Source organism: Sphingobium sp. JS3065 (assembly GCF_026427355.1).
Taxonomy (GTDB): Bacteria; Pseudomonadota; Alphaproteobacteria; order Sphingomonadales; family Sphingomonadaceae; genus Sphingobium.
The window spans coordinates 400,004-419,362 of sequence record NZ_CP102664.1 but is presented as its reverse complement, the minus strand read 5'-3'; the positions used below and the strand labels follow the sequence as shown (position 1 = coordinate 419,362).

Annotated in this window: 13 protein-coding genes and 1 pseudogene; 6 read left to right on the top strand and 8 right to left on the bottom strand. The window is 60.2% G+C overall.

What is annotated here, in order from left to right:
• Together NUH86_RS02095 and NUH86_RS02090 are read left to right on the top strand one after the other, a co-directional pair.
• Window positions 1-1,437, top strand: coding sequence for a conjugal transfer protein TraH (locus tag NUH86_RS02095; RefSeq protein ID WP_267251055.1), 1,437 nt, complete (start codon window positions 1-3; stop codon window positions 1,435-1,437).
• A 39-nt stretch (window positions 1,438-1,476) separates the two neighbouring features.
• The gene (locus tag NUH86_RS02090) at window positions 1,477-4,179 is read left to right on the top strand and encodes a conjugal transfer protein TraG N-terminal domain-containing protein (protein ID WP_267251053.1); all 2,703 of its coding nucleotides are present in this window, start codon (window positions 1,477-1,479) and stop codon (window positions 4,177-4,179) included.
• Window positions 4,180-4,191: 12 nt separating this feature from the next.
• Here NUH86_RS02090 and NUH86_RS02085 read toward each other — a convergent pair whose 3' ends face one another.
• The 6 genes from NUH86_RS02085 to NUH86_RS02060 form a co-directional block, all read right to left on the bottom strand.
• Window positions 4,192-4,425 carry a hypothetical protein gene (locus NUH86_RS02085; RefSeq protein WP_267251051.1) on the bottom strand — a complete coding sequence of 78 codons (234 nt, stop codon included), beginning with the start codon at window positions 4,423-4,425 and terminating at the stop codon, window positions 4,192-4,194.
• A gap of 195 nt (window positions 4,426-4,620) precedes the next feature.
• Entirely contained in the window at window positions 4,621-7,920 is a 3,300-nt protein-coding gene (locus tag NUH86_RS02080) for a DUF499 domain-containing protein (protein ID WP_267251050.1), read from the bottom strand.
• A gap of 13 nt (window positions 7,921-7,933) precedes the next feature.
• Complete coding sequence (locus tag NUH86_RS02075) at window positions 7,934-10,183, bottom strand: DUF1156 domain-containing protein (protein ID WP_267251049.1); 2,250 nt, start codon at window positions 10,181-10,183, stop codon at window positions 7,934-7,936.
• Window positions 10,184-10,243: 60 nt separating this feature from the next.
• The gene (locus tag NUH86_RS02070; RefSeq protein WP_267251048.1) at window positions 10,244-10,723 is read right to left on the bottom strand and encodes a DUF1156 domain-containing protein; all 480 of its coding nucleotides are present in this window, start codon (window positions 10,721-10,723) and stop codon (window positions 10,244-10,246) included.
• Window positions 10,720-11,166 carry a hypothetical protein gene (locus NUH86_RS02065; RefSeq protein WP_267251047.1) on the bottom strand — a complete coding sequence of 149 codons (447 nt, stop codon included), beginning with the start codon at window positions 11,164-11,166 and terminating at the stop codon, window positions 10,720-10,722. The genes NUH86_RS02070 and NUH86_RS02065 overlap by 4 nt, the downstream gene beginning before the upstream one ends.
• The gene (locus tag NUH86_RS02060) at window positions 11,163-14,126 is read right to left on the bottom strand and encodes a protein NO VEIN domain-containing protein (protein WP_267251046.1); all 2,964 of its coding nucleotides are present in this window, start codon (window positions 14,124-14,126) and stop codon (window positions 11,163-11,165) included. The genes NUH86_RS02065 and NUH86_RS02060 overlap by 4 nt, the downstream gene beginning before the upstream one ends.
• Window positions 14,127-14,231: 105 nt before the next feature.
• Here NUH86_RS02060 and NUH86_RS02055 point away from each other — a divergent pair, with 105 nt between their 5' ends.
• Window positions 14,232-15,329, top strand: coding sequence for an IS630 family transposase (locus NUH86_RS02055; RefSeq protein ID WP_267251045.1), 1,098 nt, complete (start codon window positions 14,232-14,234; stop codon window positions 15,327-15,329).
• On the opposite strand, the pseudogene NUH86_RS02050 reads toward NUH86_RS02055, so the two are convergent.
• Both NUH86_RS02050 and NUH86_RS02045 read right to left on the bottom strand, forming a co-directional pair.
• Window positions 15,327-15,839 (bottom strand): annotated as a pseudogene (locus NUH86_RS02050) (SNF2-related protein); the annotation flags it as partial. The gene NUH86_RS02055 and the pseudogene NUH86_RS02050 sit on opposite strands and share 3 nt — an antisense overlap.
• Window positions 15,840-15,872: 33 nt before the next feature.
• On the bottom strand, window positions 15,873-16,757 hold the full coding sequence (locus NUH86_RS02045; RefSeq protein ID WP_267251044.1) for a helix-turn-helix transcriptional regulator: 885 nt from the start codon (window positions 16,755-16,757) through the stop codon (window positions 15,873-15,875).
• A gap of 126 nt (window positions 16,758-16,883) precedes the next feature.
• Here NUH86_RS02045 and NUH86_RS02040 point away from each other — a divergent pair, with 126 nt between their 5' ends.
• From NUH86_RS02040 to NUH86_RS02030, 3 genes are read left to right on the top strand one after another with little or no spacing between them, the layout of a single operon-like run.
• The gene (locus NUH86_RS02040; protein ID WP_267251043.1) at window positions 16,884-17,030 is read left to right on the top strand and encodes a hypothetical protein; all 147 of its coding nucleotides are present in this window, start codon (window positions 16,884-16,886) and stop codon (window positions 17,028-17,030) included.
• 18 nt (window positions 17,031-17,048) lie between these two features.
• A complete protein-coding gene (locus NUH86_RS02035) occupies window positions 17,049-17,912 on the top strand; it encodes a hypothetical protein (protein ID WP_267251042.1) in 864 nt (287 codons plus the stop codon).
• On the top strand, window positions 17,909-19,354 hold the full coding sequence (locus NUH86_RS02030) for an SMODS domain-containing nucleotidyltransferase (protein WP_267251041.1): 1,446 nt from the start codon (window positions 17,909-17,911) through the stop codon (window positions 19,352-19,354). The genes NUH86_RS02035 and NUH86_RS02030 overlap by 4 nt, the downstream gene beginning before the upstream one ends.
• Window positions 19,355-19,359 lie beyond the last annotated feature (5 nt).

Genomic DNA, 19,359 nt, shown 5'->3' with positions numbered 1-19,359 from the left:
ATGAAACGCCCAAAGACAGTGCTGCTCGCCGCGCTCCTCGCGGCCACCATCCCTCTCAGCAGCGTCTCGGCTGACGTCGGCAGTTCGATGGACTCGTTCCTGAACGATGTCGGCGGCGCGGCCAATGTGAACGGCCCGACCGCGTTCCAGGGCCAGTCGGCAGGTTATTACAGCCTCGGCAACGTCTGGACGCGCTTCCCCCAAAAGACGACCAACATCGCCAACCTGCAACTGCCGCGCGCGCGCGCCGGCTGCGGCGGTATCGATATCTTCGCCGGCTCATTCAGCTTCATCAATGCCAGCGAGATCGTCGCGATGCTGAAAGCGGTCGCCAACAATGCGGTCGGTTTTGCCTTCAGCCTCGCGATCGACACGGTCTGCCCGGAATGTTCGAAGATCATGCAGGAGTTCAGCCAGAAGGCTCAGCTCATGAACAACCTCAACATCAACAGCTGCGAGATGGCCCAGGGTCTGGTCGGCGGCATCTGGCCCAAGGGCGACCTTGCCGACAAGGCGATCTGCGAGGCGATCGGAAACTCTGAAGGCATCTTCACCGACTATGCTGCCGCCAAACATGGCTGCGGCACCAAGGGCCAGCGCGCCAGCACTACGGCGCAAGGGTCGGGCAAGTACGATGACGTCAATCCCGGGGTGGCTCGGAACTACACCTGGACCATCCTCAAGAAGTCGGCATTCTTCTCACCCGGCGGGACGTTCGACCGCGAACTGGCCGAATATGCGATGACGCTCATCGGCACGATCATCTATGTGCCGCCCAAGGACGACGAGCCGGGCAAGTTCGTGCCGATCGCCGGCGAAGCCTCCTCGACGCTCGTGACCTCGCTGCTCGATGGGACCGGGGCCAACCGTGTCCTCATTTTCAACTGCGATGAGACCGACAAGTGCCTCGATCCCGGCTTCAAGTCGTTCGCGCTGCCAGCGTCGAAGGCGCTGCGGCCGCGGGTCGCGGCGCTCATCGACGGCATGGTCCAGGCGATCCACGACGACACCCCGATCACCGATGCGCAGAAGGAACTGCTCCAGGTCGCCTCGATCCCGCTCTACAAGATCCTGACCGTCCAGGCCGCCTATGGCCGCGGTATGCCGACCGATGACCGCGAAACGCTGGCGGAGATCGCCAGTGTCGATCTGCTGTTCGCGGTCCTGGACCGGATCGTCAGCGAAGCGGGCCGGTCGATGTCGAGCTTCATCGGCGCCGACGAAGCCAAGATTGCCATGTGGCAGGGCCAGGTGAACGTGGTGCGCCAGGCGCTCGCCGACCGGCAGGCGAACACGCATCTGCGCGTCACCGCGATCATGCAGATCATCGAGAAGACAGCGTTCATCGAGAACGTGCTCGCGACCCAGATGTCGCCGGGCATGGCTGCCGCGCTCGACTGGTCGCGCGGGGTCCAGAGCCGCGCCCTCACCCACTGACGCTTCCCTTCTTCCCCCTCTTCGCAGGATGCGAATGCAATGGTCGAGATTTTCACGGTTGGCGGCGGCGACTACCTGGTCAACGTGTTCCAGGCAGTCGCGGCATGGACCGGCAACGGCGGCTACAAGAGCCTGCTCCAGGTGGTGATGGTAATGGGGCTGGCGCTCTCAGCGCTGACCCTCGCCTTCAACCAGGACTGGCGCGCGTGGATCAACTGGTTCCTCGGCGCGACGCTCATGTATTCCTGCCTGATGGTGCCGCGCATCGACGTGCATGTGACCGACCGGCTGAACCCCAGCCTGGCACCGGCCAATGTCAGCAATGTGCCTCTGGGCCTCGCGCTGATGGCGAGCTTCACCAGCCAGGTCGGCGACTATCTCACCGGCTCGGCCGAGGTCGTGTTCGGCCTGCCCGGCGATCTCAACTATTCGCGCAACGGCATGATCTACGGCGCACGGCTCTACGATGCGACACGGTCCTTGCGCATCTCCGACCCCGAATTCGCCGCCAATCTCGACGAGCATTTCCGGCAATGCGTGTTCTACGACGTGCTGCTTGGCCGCTATTCGATGAAGGAACTGGCCGAGACGAACGACATCTGGGCGACGATTGCGCCGGGGAGCCAGGCCCGGGCACAGCGCTTCCTGACCCGCGACGCCGCTTCGGGCCAGGTCACCTCGACGATCATCACCTGCCGCGAAGCATTCGATGCCCTGAATGCCCAGTGGACCGGCCTCATCGACGGCATGGGAACCGTCTTCGGCCGTCAGCTTTACCCCAATCAAACCGCAGCACTCGCCAAGGCCAAACTGTTCTCAGACCTGCCGGTCGCTTACCAGTACCTCGCCGGTGTGTCGGCCAGTGCGACCGACATTTTCAAGCAGACCCTGACGATCAATGCGATGAGCCAGGCGATGCATTCGCTTAGCGGCGCCAGCGGCGCGGGCAATGTCGACGTCTATGCCCAGACCCGTGCCGACATCCAGACCGAGCGCACCTATGGCTCGATCGCCAGCAATGCGATGAAATGGGTGCCGCTCCTAAATGTCGTGTTGACGGTCCTGTTTTACGCCCTCTTCCCGGTGCTGTTTCCGCTGTTCCTGCTGCCCAAGACCGGCCCGCTGGCGCTCAAAGGCTATGTCACCGGATTCTTCTATCTCGCTGCTTGGGGTCCGCTGTTCGTGATCCTGCACATGATGCTGATGTTCAAGGGCGCGGCAGACATGAGCGCCGTTGCCGGCAGCAATGGCCTCAGCCTTGCCAGCTTCACCGGCATGGCCGACGTCAACAGCGATATCGGCCTGCTTGCCGGTTACCTGATCGCTTCGGTGCCGTTCCTGGCGGGCGGCGTCGCCAAGGGCGCGATGGCGATCTCGCACCACGCGACCAGCTACCTCAACCCCAGCCAGAATGCCGCCGAGGAAGCCGCTCGCGAAGCCAGCACGGGCAATGTGGCGCTGGGCAACACGAGCCTAGAGAATTCGAGCGTGATGACCCGGCAGTTCGCGCAAGGCACGATTGCGCCAAGCTTCACCTATGGTGCGGCGCAGACCCGCACGCTCAGCGACACGGGCACGACGACAACGAGCTTCCCCGAAGCCAGCTACGACCAGCTCCCGAACTCCAGCTATCCGTTCACGCCGACGCTCGGCCAGGAGTTCACCTCGCGCCTGTCCACCATGGCCTCGCAGGCCCGCTCGAACAGCGAGACCTATGCGAACGTCGCTACGGAATCTACCGCAAGCGCCGTCTCTCAATTCCGCGAACTGCGCAACCAGTTCAGCCGCGGCAGCGCATTCGAGAGCGCAACCGGCACCTCAAACTCCGACAGCATCCAGACCGCATTCAGCGAGGTCGATCAGGCCTCGACCAACCTGCAGCGCCAGTTCGGCCTCTCGCGCCGCGCCGCCGACGACATTACAACCGCATGGTTCCTCGGCGGTGAGGCCGGCGCTAGCGCTGGCGTCACAAATGGCGTCGCATCTGCAAACGTCGGCTTGAAAGGCGGAGGTAATCGAACCTGGACTGACAGTGACATCGGCATTGCCTCGGAAGATCGCTCGCGCATCTTCGGTAGCCTTGCGCAGATGTCGGACAGCCGCAACTGGTCGAGCACACGCGACGGGTTTGTTCGTTCCGTCAGCACTTCATCCAGCTCCTCGGTAACAACCACGGCCAGCGGCATGAATGCGTCTCTGACCGAAGCACAAAGTTACAGCCGCGAGGCTCGGCGGGCCGAGGAACTTGCGAACAGACTGGAAAGCCAGGCTGCATTCGTCGAGGGCAGCAGTGCCGCCGGTAGCCTCAACCTGTCTCAGGCATACCGGGAATGGGGCCTCGCCGAGATCGAGCGCAACCGCGACTACTATGGGAACGTAAGGTTCGACGACGTGACCTTCCAACTCAGTCCCGAAGGGCAGGCTTTGCAAGGCAAATTCATTGAGAGCTACGCGGAACAGCTTCGCGATGGCATCGACGATCGTCTGGTGCTTACGCCGGGAGAACCGGTATCCCGTCCCACAATGTCTGGCCCTGCGGCTGTTCGCGGTCGCGCCTCGATCAGTGGCGGCGCGCCGTCCAACGTACCGCAGGTGGCTCCCAGCAACGTCCACGATGAGGTCCAACGCGTTCAGGCAGCCGGCCGCCAGCGAATCGGGGCATCCAGAGGGCGTCTCGATGCGGTCACCAAGGGGGCGCAAGGGGCGAGCTCCGAGGCTGCCGATGATGTGAAGGAGTGGTAATCTACTGGTAGATCACCAAAGTCCGAATGACGCCCCCACCAGGAACGAAAAACCAGCAACAATTACCGCCAGCGCGGTTAGTGTGAGTTTCCGCCCCCAGGGATCCGCCCACGACTTCTTGATCCGGTATTCCATCAGGCGGTTCTCGCGGATCGCCTGATCGATTTCGGATAACCCCTCCCATTTGGATGAGGAGCGGTGGATGTCGGCGCTATCGAGGTCAAAGTTGGACATCAGGGCATTCATCTCGCATCTCCATGGAACATAGCAGAAACGTGCGCGATGGGTAGAAAATTCTCCCACCCATCACCAAGCCCTCTCTCCTCCGATGAGACCAAGGCCCTTCCTGCCAGCCCGGCAAGACATGCAAACCGAATATCCGACGCCATTCCCAGCCGAGGGCATTCTTCAGCAGGCAGGTCGTCCCTAAAGCTGCCTCGCTTATTCAACAGATTTGTCTATGAACCCGAGGGTGTTCGCATTTTCAATCAACGTCCGGACCTTGGCTCGGTCTAAACCTGATGGAACGTCGGCGTCGATTTCGAGCTTGAGCGAAACTACGCTGCCGGGGATCGTCGTGAGTTGCTCTACGATACCTTCGACGATTTGATGAATTTCCCGCGCCGGTCGCTCGGCCGAGATCATGACGGTTCCTAGGAACCGGGTCGGCTTGCGCTCCGGCGGCGGGGTATCCGGCGTTCCATCTGCGGGACCGGCGATCGGTGGCGCACCTTCTGGACTGGCGGGAGCGCCTGGGACGGTGGGCGAACCGGGCTGCACCGGCGCCGCGCGATGCGCTTCAGCCACGTCAGGCTTGATGATGACACTGTCGCTATCGATCACAACGGCGGCGTTGGTGGCGCGCTCGATCGCCAGTCCTAGATAGGTGTCGGTCTTGTCGTCCCACCGCTCCGCAAAACCAAACGGCCCGGGCAGCATCCCCGCAATGGCGGCCTGCACCGTCTTCACCAGCACAGCCTGGTTCTTAAGCCGGGGCAGGTAGGTGTAGCGGTTCAGATATTCCCACAGATCCTTGAGCGAGAGATGCGGCTTGCCGTTCCAGATGTATTTCTGGAGATCCCGGTCAAGGCGAGTGGGGCCAAGCTCGGGGAGCAACCCCTCCTCCGCCACCAGCTTCTTGCTCGCCCGCGCAAGAAGACCGTCCTGGGCTGGCACCTTGCCCGAAACCCACTCGACTTCGGCCTGCGCGCTCTCCTGGACCGGATAGTGAAGATAGCACCACGCTTCTTTCAGGCGTGTCTTGACGGTCTCGTTCGCCTCGGTGAGCTTCGCTTTGGCCAGCGCGCTGTCGCTCTGGGTCAGGTTGAGCCGATCCGTATCGCGGACGATCTCGCCCCAGGCCAAGGCCGAGCGGACGGCATCCTTGAGGTTGTCGAGCTGACGTGCCTCCGCAGCGATGAAAACCAGCATATTACGATAGACGCGCGGCGTGCTGCCGCGCTGGATCAATATCTCCTTGGCCTCGGTCAGCGCCTCGGATCCGTCGCGTCCGGTATGGGGATGGGCGACACCCAGCACGACAGCGCGAACGCCACCTGCCTCATCGGGCACCTCCGCGGAGGTCGAGGGCGCCACCTGCACGGCGTCGAAATGACCACGGTCAGCGATGCCGTTGATGTATTTCGTCAGCTCATTGTCGATGGTCATCAGGACCAGCGCGCTTTCAAGCTGCGCGGCACGATCCGCCGCGATGCGGTTGAGGCTGGCCGACATCGAGTACCAGTAGCGCCCCAGATCGGCGTGCATGAACTTGGCTTGATTGGTCAGCCGCCGCAGCGCGTCGCCAAAGATGGCAGGGCGCTCGCCGGGCTGGACGACGCCCAGATTGATCTGCTTGTCGTCGAGGCCCGTATTCTGCTGCTGATGCGTCGGTGCCGTACCCATGAAGATCGCCCGGGCCACGCGCCGCGTCGCTGAGTAGCGATTGAGGTTCGGCGCGGACTGATCGACTTTGTACGGCGTGGCGGCCGTGCCATCGACGTCAGCCGCGATGATCGACTGCCAACTGACATCGAGGTAGTGCAGCAGTTCGGGTTCCACCCGCGGCGAACTGACTGAGACGCTGCCAGGCATGATCATCACGGACGGGTCACCGTTCATCCACAATTCGTGGATGACCTGCGCCATAAGCCGCAGAACGCCACGCGTACGCTGAAATTTTTCCAGCGAGCCCCAGCTCGTGTAGAGCTGATCGAACAGCTCCGGATGGATGGGATAGGCCTTCTCCAGCTTTCGACGATAATCTTCGTCGGCGCAGCCCTGCGGGAAGTCGTTCGAGTTCTCGCGATAAAGCTTGGCGAACTGCTTGAGCGTATTATCGCGGTGATGGAATTTATCGCCGGGGATCTGCTTGAAGAGCCGACGGCGAACGATTTCGTAGCTCTCTTCCTGCGAAGCCGGACGCCATGACGATTCCACGCGACTAAAGGTCTGCTTCAGCCGAGCCAGAGCTTCCTGGCCACCTTCGCCGCCGACTTCGATCTGCGACGCGGGCAGCGACGCCACCAGCAATGTGCCCGGGCTCGCCTTCACGGCTTCGGTCAGCGACTGGACGAACGACAGGTTGGCGTCAAATGAGCCGGACGGGAGACCTTCGACCCGGTAGATTTGGCGCAGATAGGCGACCCATTCGTCGATCAGGATCAGGCACGGCGAGTATTTGTTGAAGATTTCCTCGAGGAGGTTCGACCCAGGCGCGATGCCCTTCGCGTCATTCTCCGCGATCATGTCGAAGGCGTCTTCGCCACCGAGCTGCCATGCCAGCTCGCCCCAGGTCGTGCGGATTTTCCTGTCGCCAGTGGCGTTGAGAACGTCCTGCGGCCCGCGCGACGTTCCGACCAGAACGGCGCGATTTATCTTGGCCGGGACCGCCAGACCATGCTCATCGAGCAGTTGATCGAGACCCGACAGATCCTGCGCCGGCGTACCGCCAGCCATATGATAGAGCGCCAGCATCGAGTGGGTCTTGCCGCCGCCAAAGTTGGTTTGCAGCTCGACAACCGGATCACCGCCACCGCCCGACAGGCGTTTGGCGGCACCTACAAGCAGCGTACTTAAGCCTTCGGTCAGATAGGTCCGGCTGAAGAATTGCTGCGGATCACGGTATTCTGCCGGAGCGCTGCCCGTATGAACCTTGCCGAGGTCGGCCGCGAATTCGGCCTGCTGGAACTCGCCGGTGGCTACGTCCTGGTGGGGCTCGACCACCTCGCGCCAGGGAAGCAGGCCAGCAACGGTCTCGACGGAGATATCCAGCCGCTGCGTCTTGCGACGCTCCTCATTGCGCTGAAGCTCGGTGAATTTCGTGCGCAGGATCGTATCGCGCATCCTGGAGAGCTGCTCGGCCGTCTCGCCAGCGCTGATCGCCTCCATCAGACGGCGCATGGAGTCCAGCGCGCGCTCGGCGTCATCGTAAGTGAAGGTCTCGTTGTGCGAGAGCTTGTTGCGGACGTCGACCAACTCATTGACCAAAGATCGCTCGGCGCGACCCAGCACGGCCTTGAACGCGTCCATCCAGAAGCGGTCCATGGCGTTGAAGAGGGCGGCCTGATCCCAGCCCACTTCGCCTTTGCCGTTGGGGCGCAGGCCGGGCAGCTTCTCCAGCACCTGGACCTGCCAATGCCCCTTAAGCGAACTCTCCAGCCGCTTTTCCACAAAAGGGATCAGCGCCTCGGGCAGCAGCTCCATACCTTCAAACACTTGCTGGCGCGTACTTTTGGCCATTTACTCGTACCCCTCAGAGATCCAACCGGGTCTGGCGATCGCCACCCGTGTCGTGGATTGCCGCCGCCTGCCGGGTAAGCTCGGTCCAGACGGCGATCAATGCATTGTAAGAAGTGGCTTCCTTGGCATCGGCTCGCTTCTCGCAGATGCCGTACAAGCAATAGGCCAGATCCTTGACGGCTTCTGCCATCTCCGATCCCAGCTTCTTCAAGAGCAACGCTGCACTGGCTTCACCGTCATTCTCGAGCGCGCGAACGAGATGCTGGCACGCCTCCCAGACTGTCAGATGGCCATCTGCTGCAGGGTCCCAGGTGTCGTCCAACTCGTCGCGCGCGAGGATGCGAACTTTGCCGGCTTGACCTTCAACGATCCCAGCATGGCGGACACTTTCGACCGACACACCGCGTGCTTGAGCGATGGAGTTCGCGGTGCCGTAATCACCTGCCTTCAAACCGTTTTGCTCAAACCATGTAATCGCAAAGCGGGTGTCGGGATCAAATTCGCCTTGGATGCCGCCAAGGTATTCATCCAGCTCACGATTGATGAGCTGCAAGGCGACTTTGACGGTCATTGGCGTATCATCCGACTCCAAGACGGCGCCATAACGAGAGAAAATCCCCATGCCGGGGCCGATCGCCGACTGCGGCATGTCCGCAGGCGCGATGCTCACGGATTGCAATTCAGAAATTGCGGGCGGTAGCTCCCGCTTCAACGCGCGGATGAATTCGGCTCTCGTGATCGCCTCTGCAGCAATGTCTCTCTTACGACAGACCAGCACCACTGAGTTAGCGAGCGCGTTAGTTCCAACGGCGATCATCCGCCCCGGCTTCTCGGTCCGAAGTGGCCATGTTCCCACCACTGCGTAGCCAGCCTCGACGATAGACTGAATGAACGTGGCCCAACCAGTAGAGCTTATACCCTCCTGCTCCACCTCACTCTGCTTGAAGGCATAATATATGGTCGTCGGGAAATCAGCCGACGTCTGCTGAGCCATAGTCGTAATTGCCCGCCTCATTCCCTGCAAAAAGAATGTGTCAGCGGCCTCGCGACCACCATGCCGATAAGGGGTGGCAACAAGCTCATCAGCCTTCGGTGTGACGAGGAGCCCAAAAAGATCGGGATACACTTCCTTCAGAGACGGCTTCATCCAACAGAAAAAGAAGTCTGACAGATCGGCATAAGCAATATTGTCGTAATAAGGCGGATCGGTGGAGACGACTGTTCCCGCATTGTACGATAGGCTCTGTGCATCGGCCTGAGTTACACATGCTTGCTGCACGCCGGCACCAATGGCCTCAAACCCCTTCACCATACGGCTGAAGAGGCTGTGATAGCTGCCGCTTGAGGTGCTAAATACATTAACTTCGGCAAAATCCCAAGTCATCGGGATAGCCTGGCGGGCGAAGGTCGAGCGCATTTGCTGATTGGGCGCGTTCCACCCGCATATGGTTGAACAATGATTGGCAAGTTGGCCGGTAAGGAAGCCTAGGTAAACAGCCACCGCCTCTGCATACGCCTTAGCGCCTTTGCCGCTGTCGGCTAAACGCGCGTGGTCATCTAGCATTCCGGATGCCAAGGCATCCTTCTCGATAATAGCCCGTACATCGTGAACTAGATCGCTAAATGTTGTCAGGGCTACAAGCTGGCGATCTGTGAACAGATCACCAAAAGTCGTTAGACCGTAATCGACAGTCCAGAAATTTCTTGGATCATTGGGTAGATTTGTTGTCGGCTTCCATTTCGGTTTGGCCGCGAAGGCAGCATTAACCTGTTCAGGCGTCGGAGCTGCATAAGCTCGACCATTTTTGCCTTCCGCGACGATCGCCATTAGCACTTGGCCCATGCGACCGGCACGTCCGATGCTCTTCACATAATCGGGCGTGATTGCAGTATCAGAGAGCAAGCACCGGAAATTGGCACCTCGCCCGGCCTTTGTGCCTTCCTTCGCCCTGGCCAGCTCGGTCTTGGTTCCACCGCGCCTGATTTCATAGGAGATGGTCATCGAGGCCTTATCGACGACAGGCTGAATCCAAACTTCCTTCCCCGGCTTAGCGCTCAAGAGAAACGATGAGGCGATCGGAACCTGGGCACCGGAGAAGGCGGGGTCAGGGCTCGGCACCGTTCGCGACCATATCCATGCGATTGGGATGGCCTCGCCACCACCGTATGCATCGGGCAACGTCACGTTGGGATAGAGATGACCGATCCGCTGAAAAGCAAGATCCCGCAGACGCTCACCGTAATAACGCACGTCTTCCGCCAAGCCTTCAGCGTTTCGGTAATAAATGCGGTCTTGAGGTCCGGGATGGATCGGGCCTTGCCCTTAGAATAGCGAGGGCAGCTCGACCAACGCCTTTCCGATCATCACCGCGACCGGATTGAGATCAGAGCCCTGCGCTGGCAGACCAAGCCGCTGCGCCTCTAGCGTGATCGAGCCGCCCCCTGAGAAAGGATCATAAATTTGCGGCAGACGGCCATCACAGCTTCGCCGAATCTCGATCCTCGCCCGTTCAAGCACCTCTTCGTTGGCGGAGTTTTCCCACACAACGAGATCTTCAATGATCCGGAACAGGCGTGCCCGCTCCACGTCGACCGCGGCTTCCGTCGTGAAAACCTCAGGATGGCTGGACGGATCGTCGACCAACTGTGCGAATAGCACCGCCCGGCAAGCCGCCAACGGGCGCCGCGCCCACCACAGGTGTAGGGTGGAGGGATGCCCGTGTCGTATCGACTTCTCGCGGGCCGACGCAGCATTGATTGCTTCGAGGGGCAACGCCACCTCGATAAGCTTCTTTACGGTCAACGCCCCATCTCCACTAACATTTGCTCATCTTGTGCGCTCAGATTTTGGAAGTTCTGAGGTGGCGAAAAGACCATCCTGCTCGAAATATCGTCCGCGCTAACTGGATGATTGAAGAACTCGAAGCTTTCCATATAGATCGCGCCAACGGAATCTCTGCCAGCGAGATATTTAGCGAGTTCGACTTCGGGTATGCAGCCTCGGGCGGCGAGGGTGAGCGCCTGACTTGCGCTTACACGCTCTATCTTCGTTACTTTCGCACTGCCTACGACTGCCATGACGGGTGCGCCAATGTAGAAGTAGACCCGGTCAGGCAGCTTCGACGGAAAGCGCTTTCGAAAGAAGACATGGACCTTCCCCGATTTCAGTGGCGCTTCCCACCTGTTGAAAAAGGAATACACGACAGAATGGCCGCGCGGCTCTTGGGTCAAATTCTCTTCACTCATAAGGGCAGTCCTGATCGGGAGAGTAGCTTTGCGAGGTCGAACTGTATTGCAGTTGCCTCAAACGAAGGCTCATGGTCCGATAACGGGCCATGTAGATAGCGCGGCGCCTGCGCAATTCCATTCTCAACCTGAACAATAGCGAGGATATATTTTTCCGGCTCATGGAGCGAGGTGATTACCTCCTGTCGGGTGATCATCACGCTATCGGCGCCGTGGATACGGCCCTTGACCTCGATGAAGCGCAGATGTTTCGTCGCGGGATCGTAGGACGCGATATCATAGCCCACCTTCTGCGCGGACACATCGCTGGGCACGTTGCCCAGCGCCCGCTCCGTCGCAATTACCGCTTCCATCGCAGCCAGCTCGATGACGCGACGCGCCTCGGCATCGGCCGAGAACGGAGGTGGCGCTCCCTTGGCAGGGTCTGTGCCTGGAATGGCGCGCGCGTCTAGAAGGCCGCGCGGGAGTACAACCATCCCGCCCCGCACCCTGGGAGGCTGCGATGAAATGAACCGCTCCTGTTCGAGCTGATCCATGCGCCGCTTTTGGCGCTCGGCTAGGTCCTCGGCGCGCCGTTGGGCGTTTTGCCAGCTCAAGCGCGTCTTCTTACCGGCCTTCTCTTCTTCCTTCAGTTCGAACGCCCGCGAGTCCCAGTAGTTGATCTCCTTCTTGAGGCGGGCGCGCACCTCGCGCTCGACCTTCTCAATCTCGGGCAAGCGGCGCGCCTTGACCTCGGCCACATGAGCCTGCGCCAGTTCGACCGTCGCGAACCGCACGGCCGTCTTTTCCAGCTCGGTGGTCAGCCAGTCTTCGTGGAGGACGTCCTGAACGCAGGCGATCTCCTCAGGGGTCGCAGGGCGCAGGTTGAGGTGCGGCGCGATGCCGGCGTTGACGGCCTCCCCGGCCTTGTTGATCGAGGCGAATTGAAGCTTCTGAGACACCACATGCGGCTTGCCCGCGCTGGTCGCCCGGCCATCCTGAATACTGTGCTCAAGAAGAAACACCGCGGACAGGTCAGTCCCCGCATCAAGGTCGTCGACGAGTATCGCGCCCTGACGCATGATCTGCTCATATTGCTCGCGCACGATACTGATCACCGCTTCGAGCAATGGATGCCCCGGGCACACGAATGTCGCGACCGGTTGCTGGTTGATCCGGCCCTTTTCGAAACAGATGCGCTCATACTTCTTCTGGATCGGCGCGCCGGTCCCGATCTGGCGATCCCGCTCGCGGATCCGGACCGGAACATGGGTGATTTCCCAACGCCCCTCCTCCCGGCGCTTCATCTTGCCGCCCAGATGCTGGAAAGCTTCGACGAAGAAGCTCTGGACATGGTGCGGTTGAAGCCGCTGGGCTTCGGCGCGCTCCATCTCCAGGCGCAGCTCCTCGACCTTGGCCTCGGGCATGGTGTCGTTGGTCAGCGCGCGCCGCTGGAGCAACTCAAGCAGGTGACCTTGATCGACCGCGCCATCGACCTGACGGAATAGCCTGGCTTTGACGTCCTCCTGCTCGCCATACTGGATGGCCTGAAACAGGAGATCCTTGAGCGCGACGCCCTCGAAAAGTTCGCCCAGGACATCATAAACGCGGCCGCCCAAGGCTTCGCGCGCCGCCTCGAGCTTTTCAAGAAGCCGGGCATACACTTCGCCTTCGCGGGTATCGGCCGCCACCAGATTCCACAGGTGGCAGACTTCGGTCTGGCCGATCCGGTGGATACGGCCGAAACGCTGTTCGATCTTGTTGGGATTCCAGGGCAAGTCGTAGTTGACCATGAGATGGCCGCGCTGAAGGTTCACACCTTCGCCGGCCGCATCGTTGGCGATGAGCACCAGCATGTCGCGATCCTGCATGAACCGCTCGATGACCTTGCGCCGCTCTTCCCGCGACACGCCGCCGTGAATCACATCGACCGCATCAGGATTGCCGAGCCGAGCGCGGACCTTGTCCACCAGATAATGGAGCGTGTCCTTGGGCTCGGTGAAGATGATCAGCTTGCGACGATTGCCGTCGGCATCGACCATCAGATCATCGTCGAGGATACGATTGAGCTGCGTCCATTTGGCGTCGAGGCCGGAACGCAGGACGCCAAGCGCCATGGTCTCCAGGCCTTTGAGCGTCTCAACTTCCAGCGCGAGCTGCTCAACCGTCTCTGCAGTCGTCGCGCCGGTCGCGATCAGGTCTTCGAGGTCGTCGATCTCGTCCTGGCCATATTCCTCGATATTCTTGAGGATGTCGGCGTTTACGTCCGGCGCGGTAAAGCCCGCACGGCGGCCCTTGGCGGCAAGGCGCGCTTCCCCGAGTTCGTTTTCAAGCCGCTCGCGCCGGCGCTTGAGCGACTGGTAGATAGCCGCCGGCGATGAGGCGAGGCGCCGCTGGAGAATCTGCAGGGCGAAGCCGACATTGTTGCGCTTCTTTCCGTCTCCTTCGGCGAAGCGCTGCACCCGATTCATCTCGGTTCGCACATACTCGGTGACGGCGGTATAGAGCGCCGCCTCCAGCTCGGAGAGCTGATATTTGACGGTGTACGCCCGGCGTTCCGGAAACAGCGGTCGACCGTCGAAGCGGAGCAGTTCCTCCTTGGTGAGGCGGCGCATCATGTCGGCGGTGTCGGCGTAGTGAACGCCGTCGCGGAAGCGTCCCTCAAAACGGTCCCCGTCGAGGAGCGCCATGAAAAGCTGGAAATCCTCCTCCTTGCCGTTGTGCGGCGTGGCCGACATCAGCAGCAGGTGGCGACACGCTTCGCCGAGCTTTTGACCGACTTGGTAGCGTTTGGTGTATTTGACGTCACCGCCAAAATAGGTCGCCGACATGCGATGCGCTTCGTCGCAGATGATGAGATCCCACTCGCGGGCGCTCGCCAGTTTTTCTTGCAACTCCTCGTTCCTGGCCAGGACATCGAGGCGCACGATCAGCCGGTTTCGGTCCTCGAACGGGTTACCTGACCGTGACGTCTCGATCATGTCACGGGTGAGGATGTCGAATTCGAGATTGAACTTCTGACCTAGTCACCTGGAACTGAAATAAGTTACATTGTATATGCTTCTTGGTGGTGGCAGGAGGCATGGATGGTTGGTCGTCAGGCGGACGTGTTGGCATTGAGTGCCGCTGAACGCACGTTTCTGGAATCGCAGGTGCGGCGTCACAAGGCACCTCGCTCGTTATCGGACCGCTGCCGGATGGTCCTGCTTTGCGCGGACGGGCTGCAGAGCAAGGAGGTTGCCGAGCGGCTTGGGGTTCACGAGCACACGGTCGGCAAGTGGCGTCGTCGTTTTGCGCAAGCCGGCGTTGAAGGGCTGACCGACGAGTATCGGGCGGGTCGGCCGCGCACGGTGAGCGATGCGCAAGTCGCGCAAGTAATCGAGCGCACGCTGAACACCACGCCCAAGGATGCTACGCATTGGTCGATCCGTTCGATGGCGGCGGAGGCTGGTCTGTCGCACACGACGATCCGCCGTATCTGGGTCGCATTCGGCCTGCAGCCGCACCGCTCGGAGACGTTCAAACTGTCGAGTGATCCACTGTTCGTCGACAAGGTGCAGGACATCGTCGGGCTGTACCTGTCACCTCCGAACCGTGCGGTGGTGCTATGCGTGGACGAGAAATCGCAAATCCAGGCACTCGATCGCGAACAGCCGGTATTGCCGATGGCGCCCGGCATACCCGAGCGACGCACCCATACCTACGTCCGCAACGGCACGACATCGCTGTTCGCCGCGCTCGACATTGCCACGGGCGCCGTGATCGGAAAATGCTACAAGCGGCATCGCGCGACAGAGTTCCTCGATTTTCTCAAGCAGATCGATGCGGCAATGCCCAAAGGCCCCGAGGTCCACCTTGTGATGGACAACTACGCCACCCACAAGACGCCCCGGATCAAGGCCTGGCTCGCCCGTCGTCCGCACTGGCACGTGCACTTCACGCCGACGTCAGCATCGTGGATCAATCAGGTCGAACGCTGGTTCGCCGAGTTGACGCGCAAGCAATTGCAGCGAGCCGTCCACCGCTCAACGGCCGAACTCGAAGCCGATATCGCCGCCTTCATCGCCGCTCACAACGAAAAACCCAAGCCCTACAAATGGGTCAAATCCGCCGACGATATCCTCGCCTCGGTCAGACGCTTCTGCCAAAAAACAATGAGCCGAACTTCGGATTCAGGTGACTAGCTCGTCCTGCCATTGCTCGACCAAGCTGCCCGGCGCGACCACCAGACAGCGCTCGAGATCACTGCGCGCGATCAACTCCTTGATCAGCAGGCCGGCCATGATCGTCTTGCCCGCACCAGGATCGTCGGCCAGCAGGAAGCGTAGTGGCTGACGCGGAAGCATCTCGCCATAAACCGCCGAAATCTGGTGCGGCAGCGGATCGACAAGGCTGGTGTGGATCGCGAGATAAGGGTCGAAATAATGCGCCAGCTTGATCCGATTAGCCTCGGTGACCAGGCGCAGCAATGCGCCATCTCCGTCGAACGACCAAGGCCGCCCGTTGACCTCGACTTCAAGCCGATATTCGTCGTCGCGATAGAGCACGGCCTCAGCCACGGCGCCGTTCAGATCGCGGTAGACGACATTGATCGCCTGATCCCCGATCCAGTCTACGGAAAGGATCTGGGCCGCCTGGGGCGAGGCGATGCCCCGCACCGACGCGCCGTTTCGAATCTCTTCAAGCCTTGCCATATCTACCTTTACTGACCGCAGCCGCACCGATGCTCACACCGCAAAGTCTGCTTTCTCCAAAGCCGCCTCGGTCTCGGCTTGATTGACGACAACGATATGCTGGCTTCGGGCCGGCAGCTTGGCGGCGTCCCCCAACAGGCCGAGCCGTTTGAGAACATAGAAGAGCATCGCGTAGCGCACGGTGAGGACCGCCGAGCCCTTCTCCATCCCATAGTCTTTGGCGACGACCGCTTTCTGGCTGGCGGTTAGATCCGGGTGAGGCCCGATCTCTACCCCGAACCGCTCTTGCCACAGCGCATCCTGATCAGAGGCCGCGCCAGGCTCGCCGAGGGTGCCGATCCCGAGAACCCGCGGCAGAAGGAAATCTTTGAACTTGTCGGTGACGTGACAATAGCCGCGGACGTGCCAGCGGAACCCGTCGTAACCAAAGGCGTGGGGCGTTATCCGCCGCCAGATCGAGTCAGGCCGATCCTTGCTCATCGACTGATAATGAATGTCCACCGAGCGGTGATCGCGCACTGCGCTGAGAACCGTGCGCAGGACCGCTGCGTCGACATCCCTTCGTGGCGTCAAGGCTATGTCAGTTTCAGGAACCTGGGTGATCCAAGATTCCGACAAGTCGATCAGCCCTTCAGCAACCGACCGAAGGCGCGACAGGTAGCCGTCCGGGTCGGGTTTGAGAAAATGGGGCTCGAAAAGGTCGCTCGCGACGTACCGCTTGGCGCTCTTGTCATAGAGGGCGTTGTGTGGAGCTCGCTCCTGGTAGAGCGTCAGATCCTTCGATGCCTGCGGCACGGAGACATCGAACATATCGATGATGTCCGAACGATTGACCCCGCCCTCCCAGAACAGGCGAAACTCGATGAACTCGAGGCGACGCTCCACGCCCCACTTCAATGTCGTCAGGCTTTCCGCCATCCGAATCTTCCTCCAAACCGGATGCAGATAAAAACTATATGGACACATCTGCACGACGTGTGTAGTTTCTATTCCCATCACGGGAGTCGCGTCAAGCAAAACCGTGTCGGGCAACAGGAGGACCACATGGCCAAGACACCTTCGAAGAGTGAAGTTACGAGCAAAAAGGTCGCGACTGCGGCCTCGAAGGTGCTGCGCGATCCCAAGTCGAGCACCGCAGCCAAATCGGCCGCTGCGTCGGCGTTGACGCAGCGCCCGAACAAGAAGAAGTGAACTTGGAGGTTATTTACAATGTCCATTTCCGCCAACGATCTCGTCGGCTATCTCAGGGCCGAATTTGATAAGGCATCGAAGTGGCGCCTCATTCTCTTGGTTGTCCAATTTCTTGCCGTCGTGCCAACTGCTTTATCCGTGGTGATCGCTGGCGAAACACTACTCTATTTGCTCGCCATAGTCGGACCCATTCTGATTGTCGTTTGGTGGATCGTCCGAGGCGTATATCGGCGCGCTAGGTCCGCCGCCCATTCCGCGCGCAGAGCCAGCCTGATCCTCGGTGGTCTTGGCGCCGAGTTCTCGCCTGAAGAATATCAGCGCCTTCGGCAGGTCTTCACCGTCGATGAAGGGCTTGCCGAAGCCAAGATCAACCCAGATTACTATGCGAGTGGAGCCCCTCCCGGCTACCGGCGGCTTGGCGAGCTGCTCGAAGAATCGGCCTTCTATTCGAAGGATATCCATCGAATGAGCGGAAACGCGATGGGCGCGTTGTTCGTCGGCTTCATCGCGCTCGCGGTCGCAGCCGCATTGGCTAGCGTGCCTTTCACGGACCGTGTGACAGCTATCACCGGCATCAAGGTCGTTCTCGCGATCCTCGTTTTCCTGCTCTCGTCCGATGTATTCGGCGCCATGACCGAGCATCGAGAGGCGTTCAGGGAAGCCGAGTCCGTCCAGAGCCGCATGGCTGCTGCACATGCCAAAGGCTTTCCTCAAGGCGACGTCCTGCTCGCGATGACCGATTACAACAACGCGATGGAGAGTGCTCCTGAAGCCGTCCCAGGCGTGTTCGCGAGTATGGAGAACCGGCTCAACCGAAGATGGGCTGAATATAAGCGCGACCGCGACGAAGCACGTGCAGCTACCGGGAGCGCTGGCGCATGAAGCACACCGCACTGTTTAAGAATTTCATGGATGGCGTCGTTGACTTGAACACGACACGGCTCGGCCAACTGGAATCGAGCGTCGAAGCCATTAAGACTTTTATCCGCGACTCCAATTGGGAGCCCCGCTTGCGAAGCTTCCTTGCGCAGGGATCGTGGGCCCAAAGGACAATCATAAAGCCAATCGCCGGAAGCCCGTTTGACGCCGACATTCTGGTGCGCGTCTCGCACGTCGATGGTTGGGAGCCAAGGGACTACATCAACACACTCCGGCAGGTATTCCGCGAAAGTGCCACCTATAGGGACAAGGTCTCTAGCTACTCACATTGTGTGACAATAACCTACGCCGGCGAACGAAAAATCGACGTTGCGCCGCTCGTAGTCGGTCGAGACGGCAACGGGTCTGAAGAAGTATGCAACCGGATAACCAACGCATTTGAAAGCAGCGACCCCCAGCGCTACACTGAGTGGTTCAATGAGCGGAACGGCTATTCAGGGAGCAACAGCTTCCGCAAGGTCACGCGTCTTCTAAAATACCTGCGGGGCATCAAGAAGACATTTAAGTGCCCCTCAGTGCTTCTGACCACATTGCTGGGCTACCGAATTACTTGGCTGGACAAAAATACGACCGCATTCGAGGACACCCCATCCGCGCTGCAGACAGTGATGGGAAGGCTGGACGACTACCTTCAAGCGAATGCAACGCGGCCGTTGGTTTCCAATCCGTCTCAGGCTGACGAGGACTTCGGCACCCTCCTCACCGATGAAGAGTACTCGAACTTCCGTTCGTTTGTGAACAAATATCGAGGCTGGATCGATGACGCCATTGCCGAGGAAGACTTCAGCAAGAGCATATCTGCCTGGCAGCGAATTTTTGGAGAGGAATTCGGTAAGGGCGCTCTCGCCAAGATTGCAGCGACCATTGACGAGGCGACCATCACCGTTGGATCCTTGCTAAGCAGTGTGGCGCACCATCCCGATCGTTTGGTTGAGGCAGTTCGCGATTTCGGAACCAGGATACTTCCGTCGTGGTTTTACCGCCCTCCACACCTTCATGACCCCCAGTGGGTTCGTGGATCTGGGGCGCCGGTCCACGTCAATGTAACGGCCACATACCATCCTCACCGACGCTCATCAGATGAAAGGCGGGTCGCGTCTGGTGACACCCTTCCTGCTCATGGAGGCCTCTGGTTTGAGGCACGCCTGTGGGGCGGTGCACCGATCGATTCCAGTTATCGTGTTGAGTGGCGCGTCACCAATACAGGCTATGCCGCGCTTTCCCGTCATCAGGGACGTGGTGATTTTTACGCACCGTCCGTTGGTGCCAGACGCTGGGAGGAACTCAGTTGGCGGGGTGTACATTTTGTCGAAGCATTCCTGATACGCCGCGCCGATGATACATTGGTAGGACAGAGTGCTCCATTTGACGTCGTAATCTTGTGACCTAT

What these genes read in the sequence shown, in the direction of transcription:
- NUH86_RS02095 (WP_267251055.1), top strand. Translation starts at nt 1, where the DNA reads ATGAAACGCCCAAAGACAGTGCTGCTCGCCGCGCTCCTCGCGGCCACC.
- NUH86_RS02090 (WP_267251053.1), top strand. Translation starts at nt 1,477, where the DNA reads ATGGTCGAGATTTTCACGGTTGGCGGCGGCGACTACCTGGTCAACGTG.
- NUH86_RS02085 (WP_267251051.1), bottom strand. Translation starts at nt 4,425, where the DNA reads ATGAATGCCCTGATGTCCAACTTTGACCTCGATAGCGCCGACATCCAC.
- NUH86_RS02080 (WP_267251050.1), bottom strand. Translation starts at nt 7,920, where the DNA reads ATGGCCAAAAGTACGCGCCAGCAAGTGTTTGAAGGTATGGAGCTGCTG.
- NUH86_RS02065 (WP_267251047.1), bottom strand. Translation starts at nt 11,166, where the DNA reads ATGAGTGAAGAGAATTTGACCCAAGAGCCGCGCGGCCATTCTGTCGTG.
- NUH86_RS02060 (WP_267251046.1), bottom strand. Translation starts at nt 14,126, where the DNA reads ATGATCGAGACGTCACGGTCAGGTAACCCGTTCGAGGACCGAAACCGG.
- NUH86_RS02055 (WP_267251045.1), top strand. Translation starts at nt 14,232, where the DNA reads ATGGTTGGTCGTCAGGCGGACGTGTTGGCATTGAGTGCCGCTGAACGC.
- NUH86_RS02045 (WP_267251044.1), bottom strand. Translation starts at nt 16,757, where the DNA reads ATGGCGGAAAGCCTGACGACATTGAAGTGGGGCGTGGAGCGTCGCCTC.
- NUH86_RS02040 (WP_267251043.1), top strand. Translation starts at nt 16,884, where the DNA reads ATGGCCAAGACACCTTCGAAGAGTGAAGTTACGAGCAAAAAGGTCGCG.
- NUH86_RS02035 (WP_267251042.1), top strand. Translation starts at nt 17,049, where the DNA reads ATGTCCATTTCCGCCAACGATCTCGTCGGCTATCTCAGGGCCGAATTT.
- NUH86_RS02030 (WP_267251041.1), top strand. Translation starts at nt 17,909, where the DNA reads ATGAAGCACACCGCACTGTTTAAGAATTTCATGGATGGCGTCGTTGAC.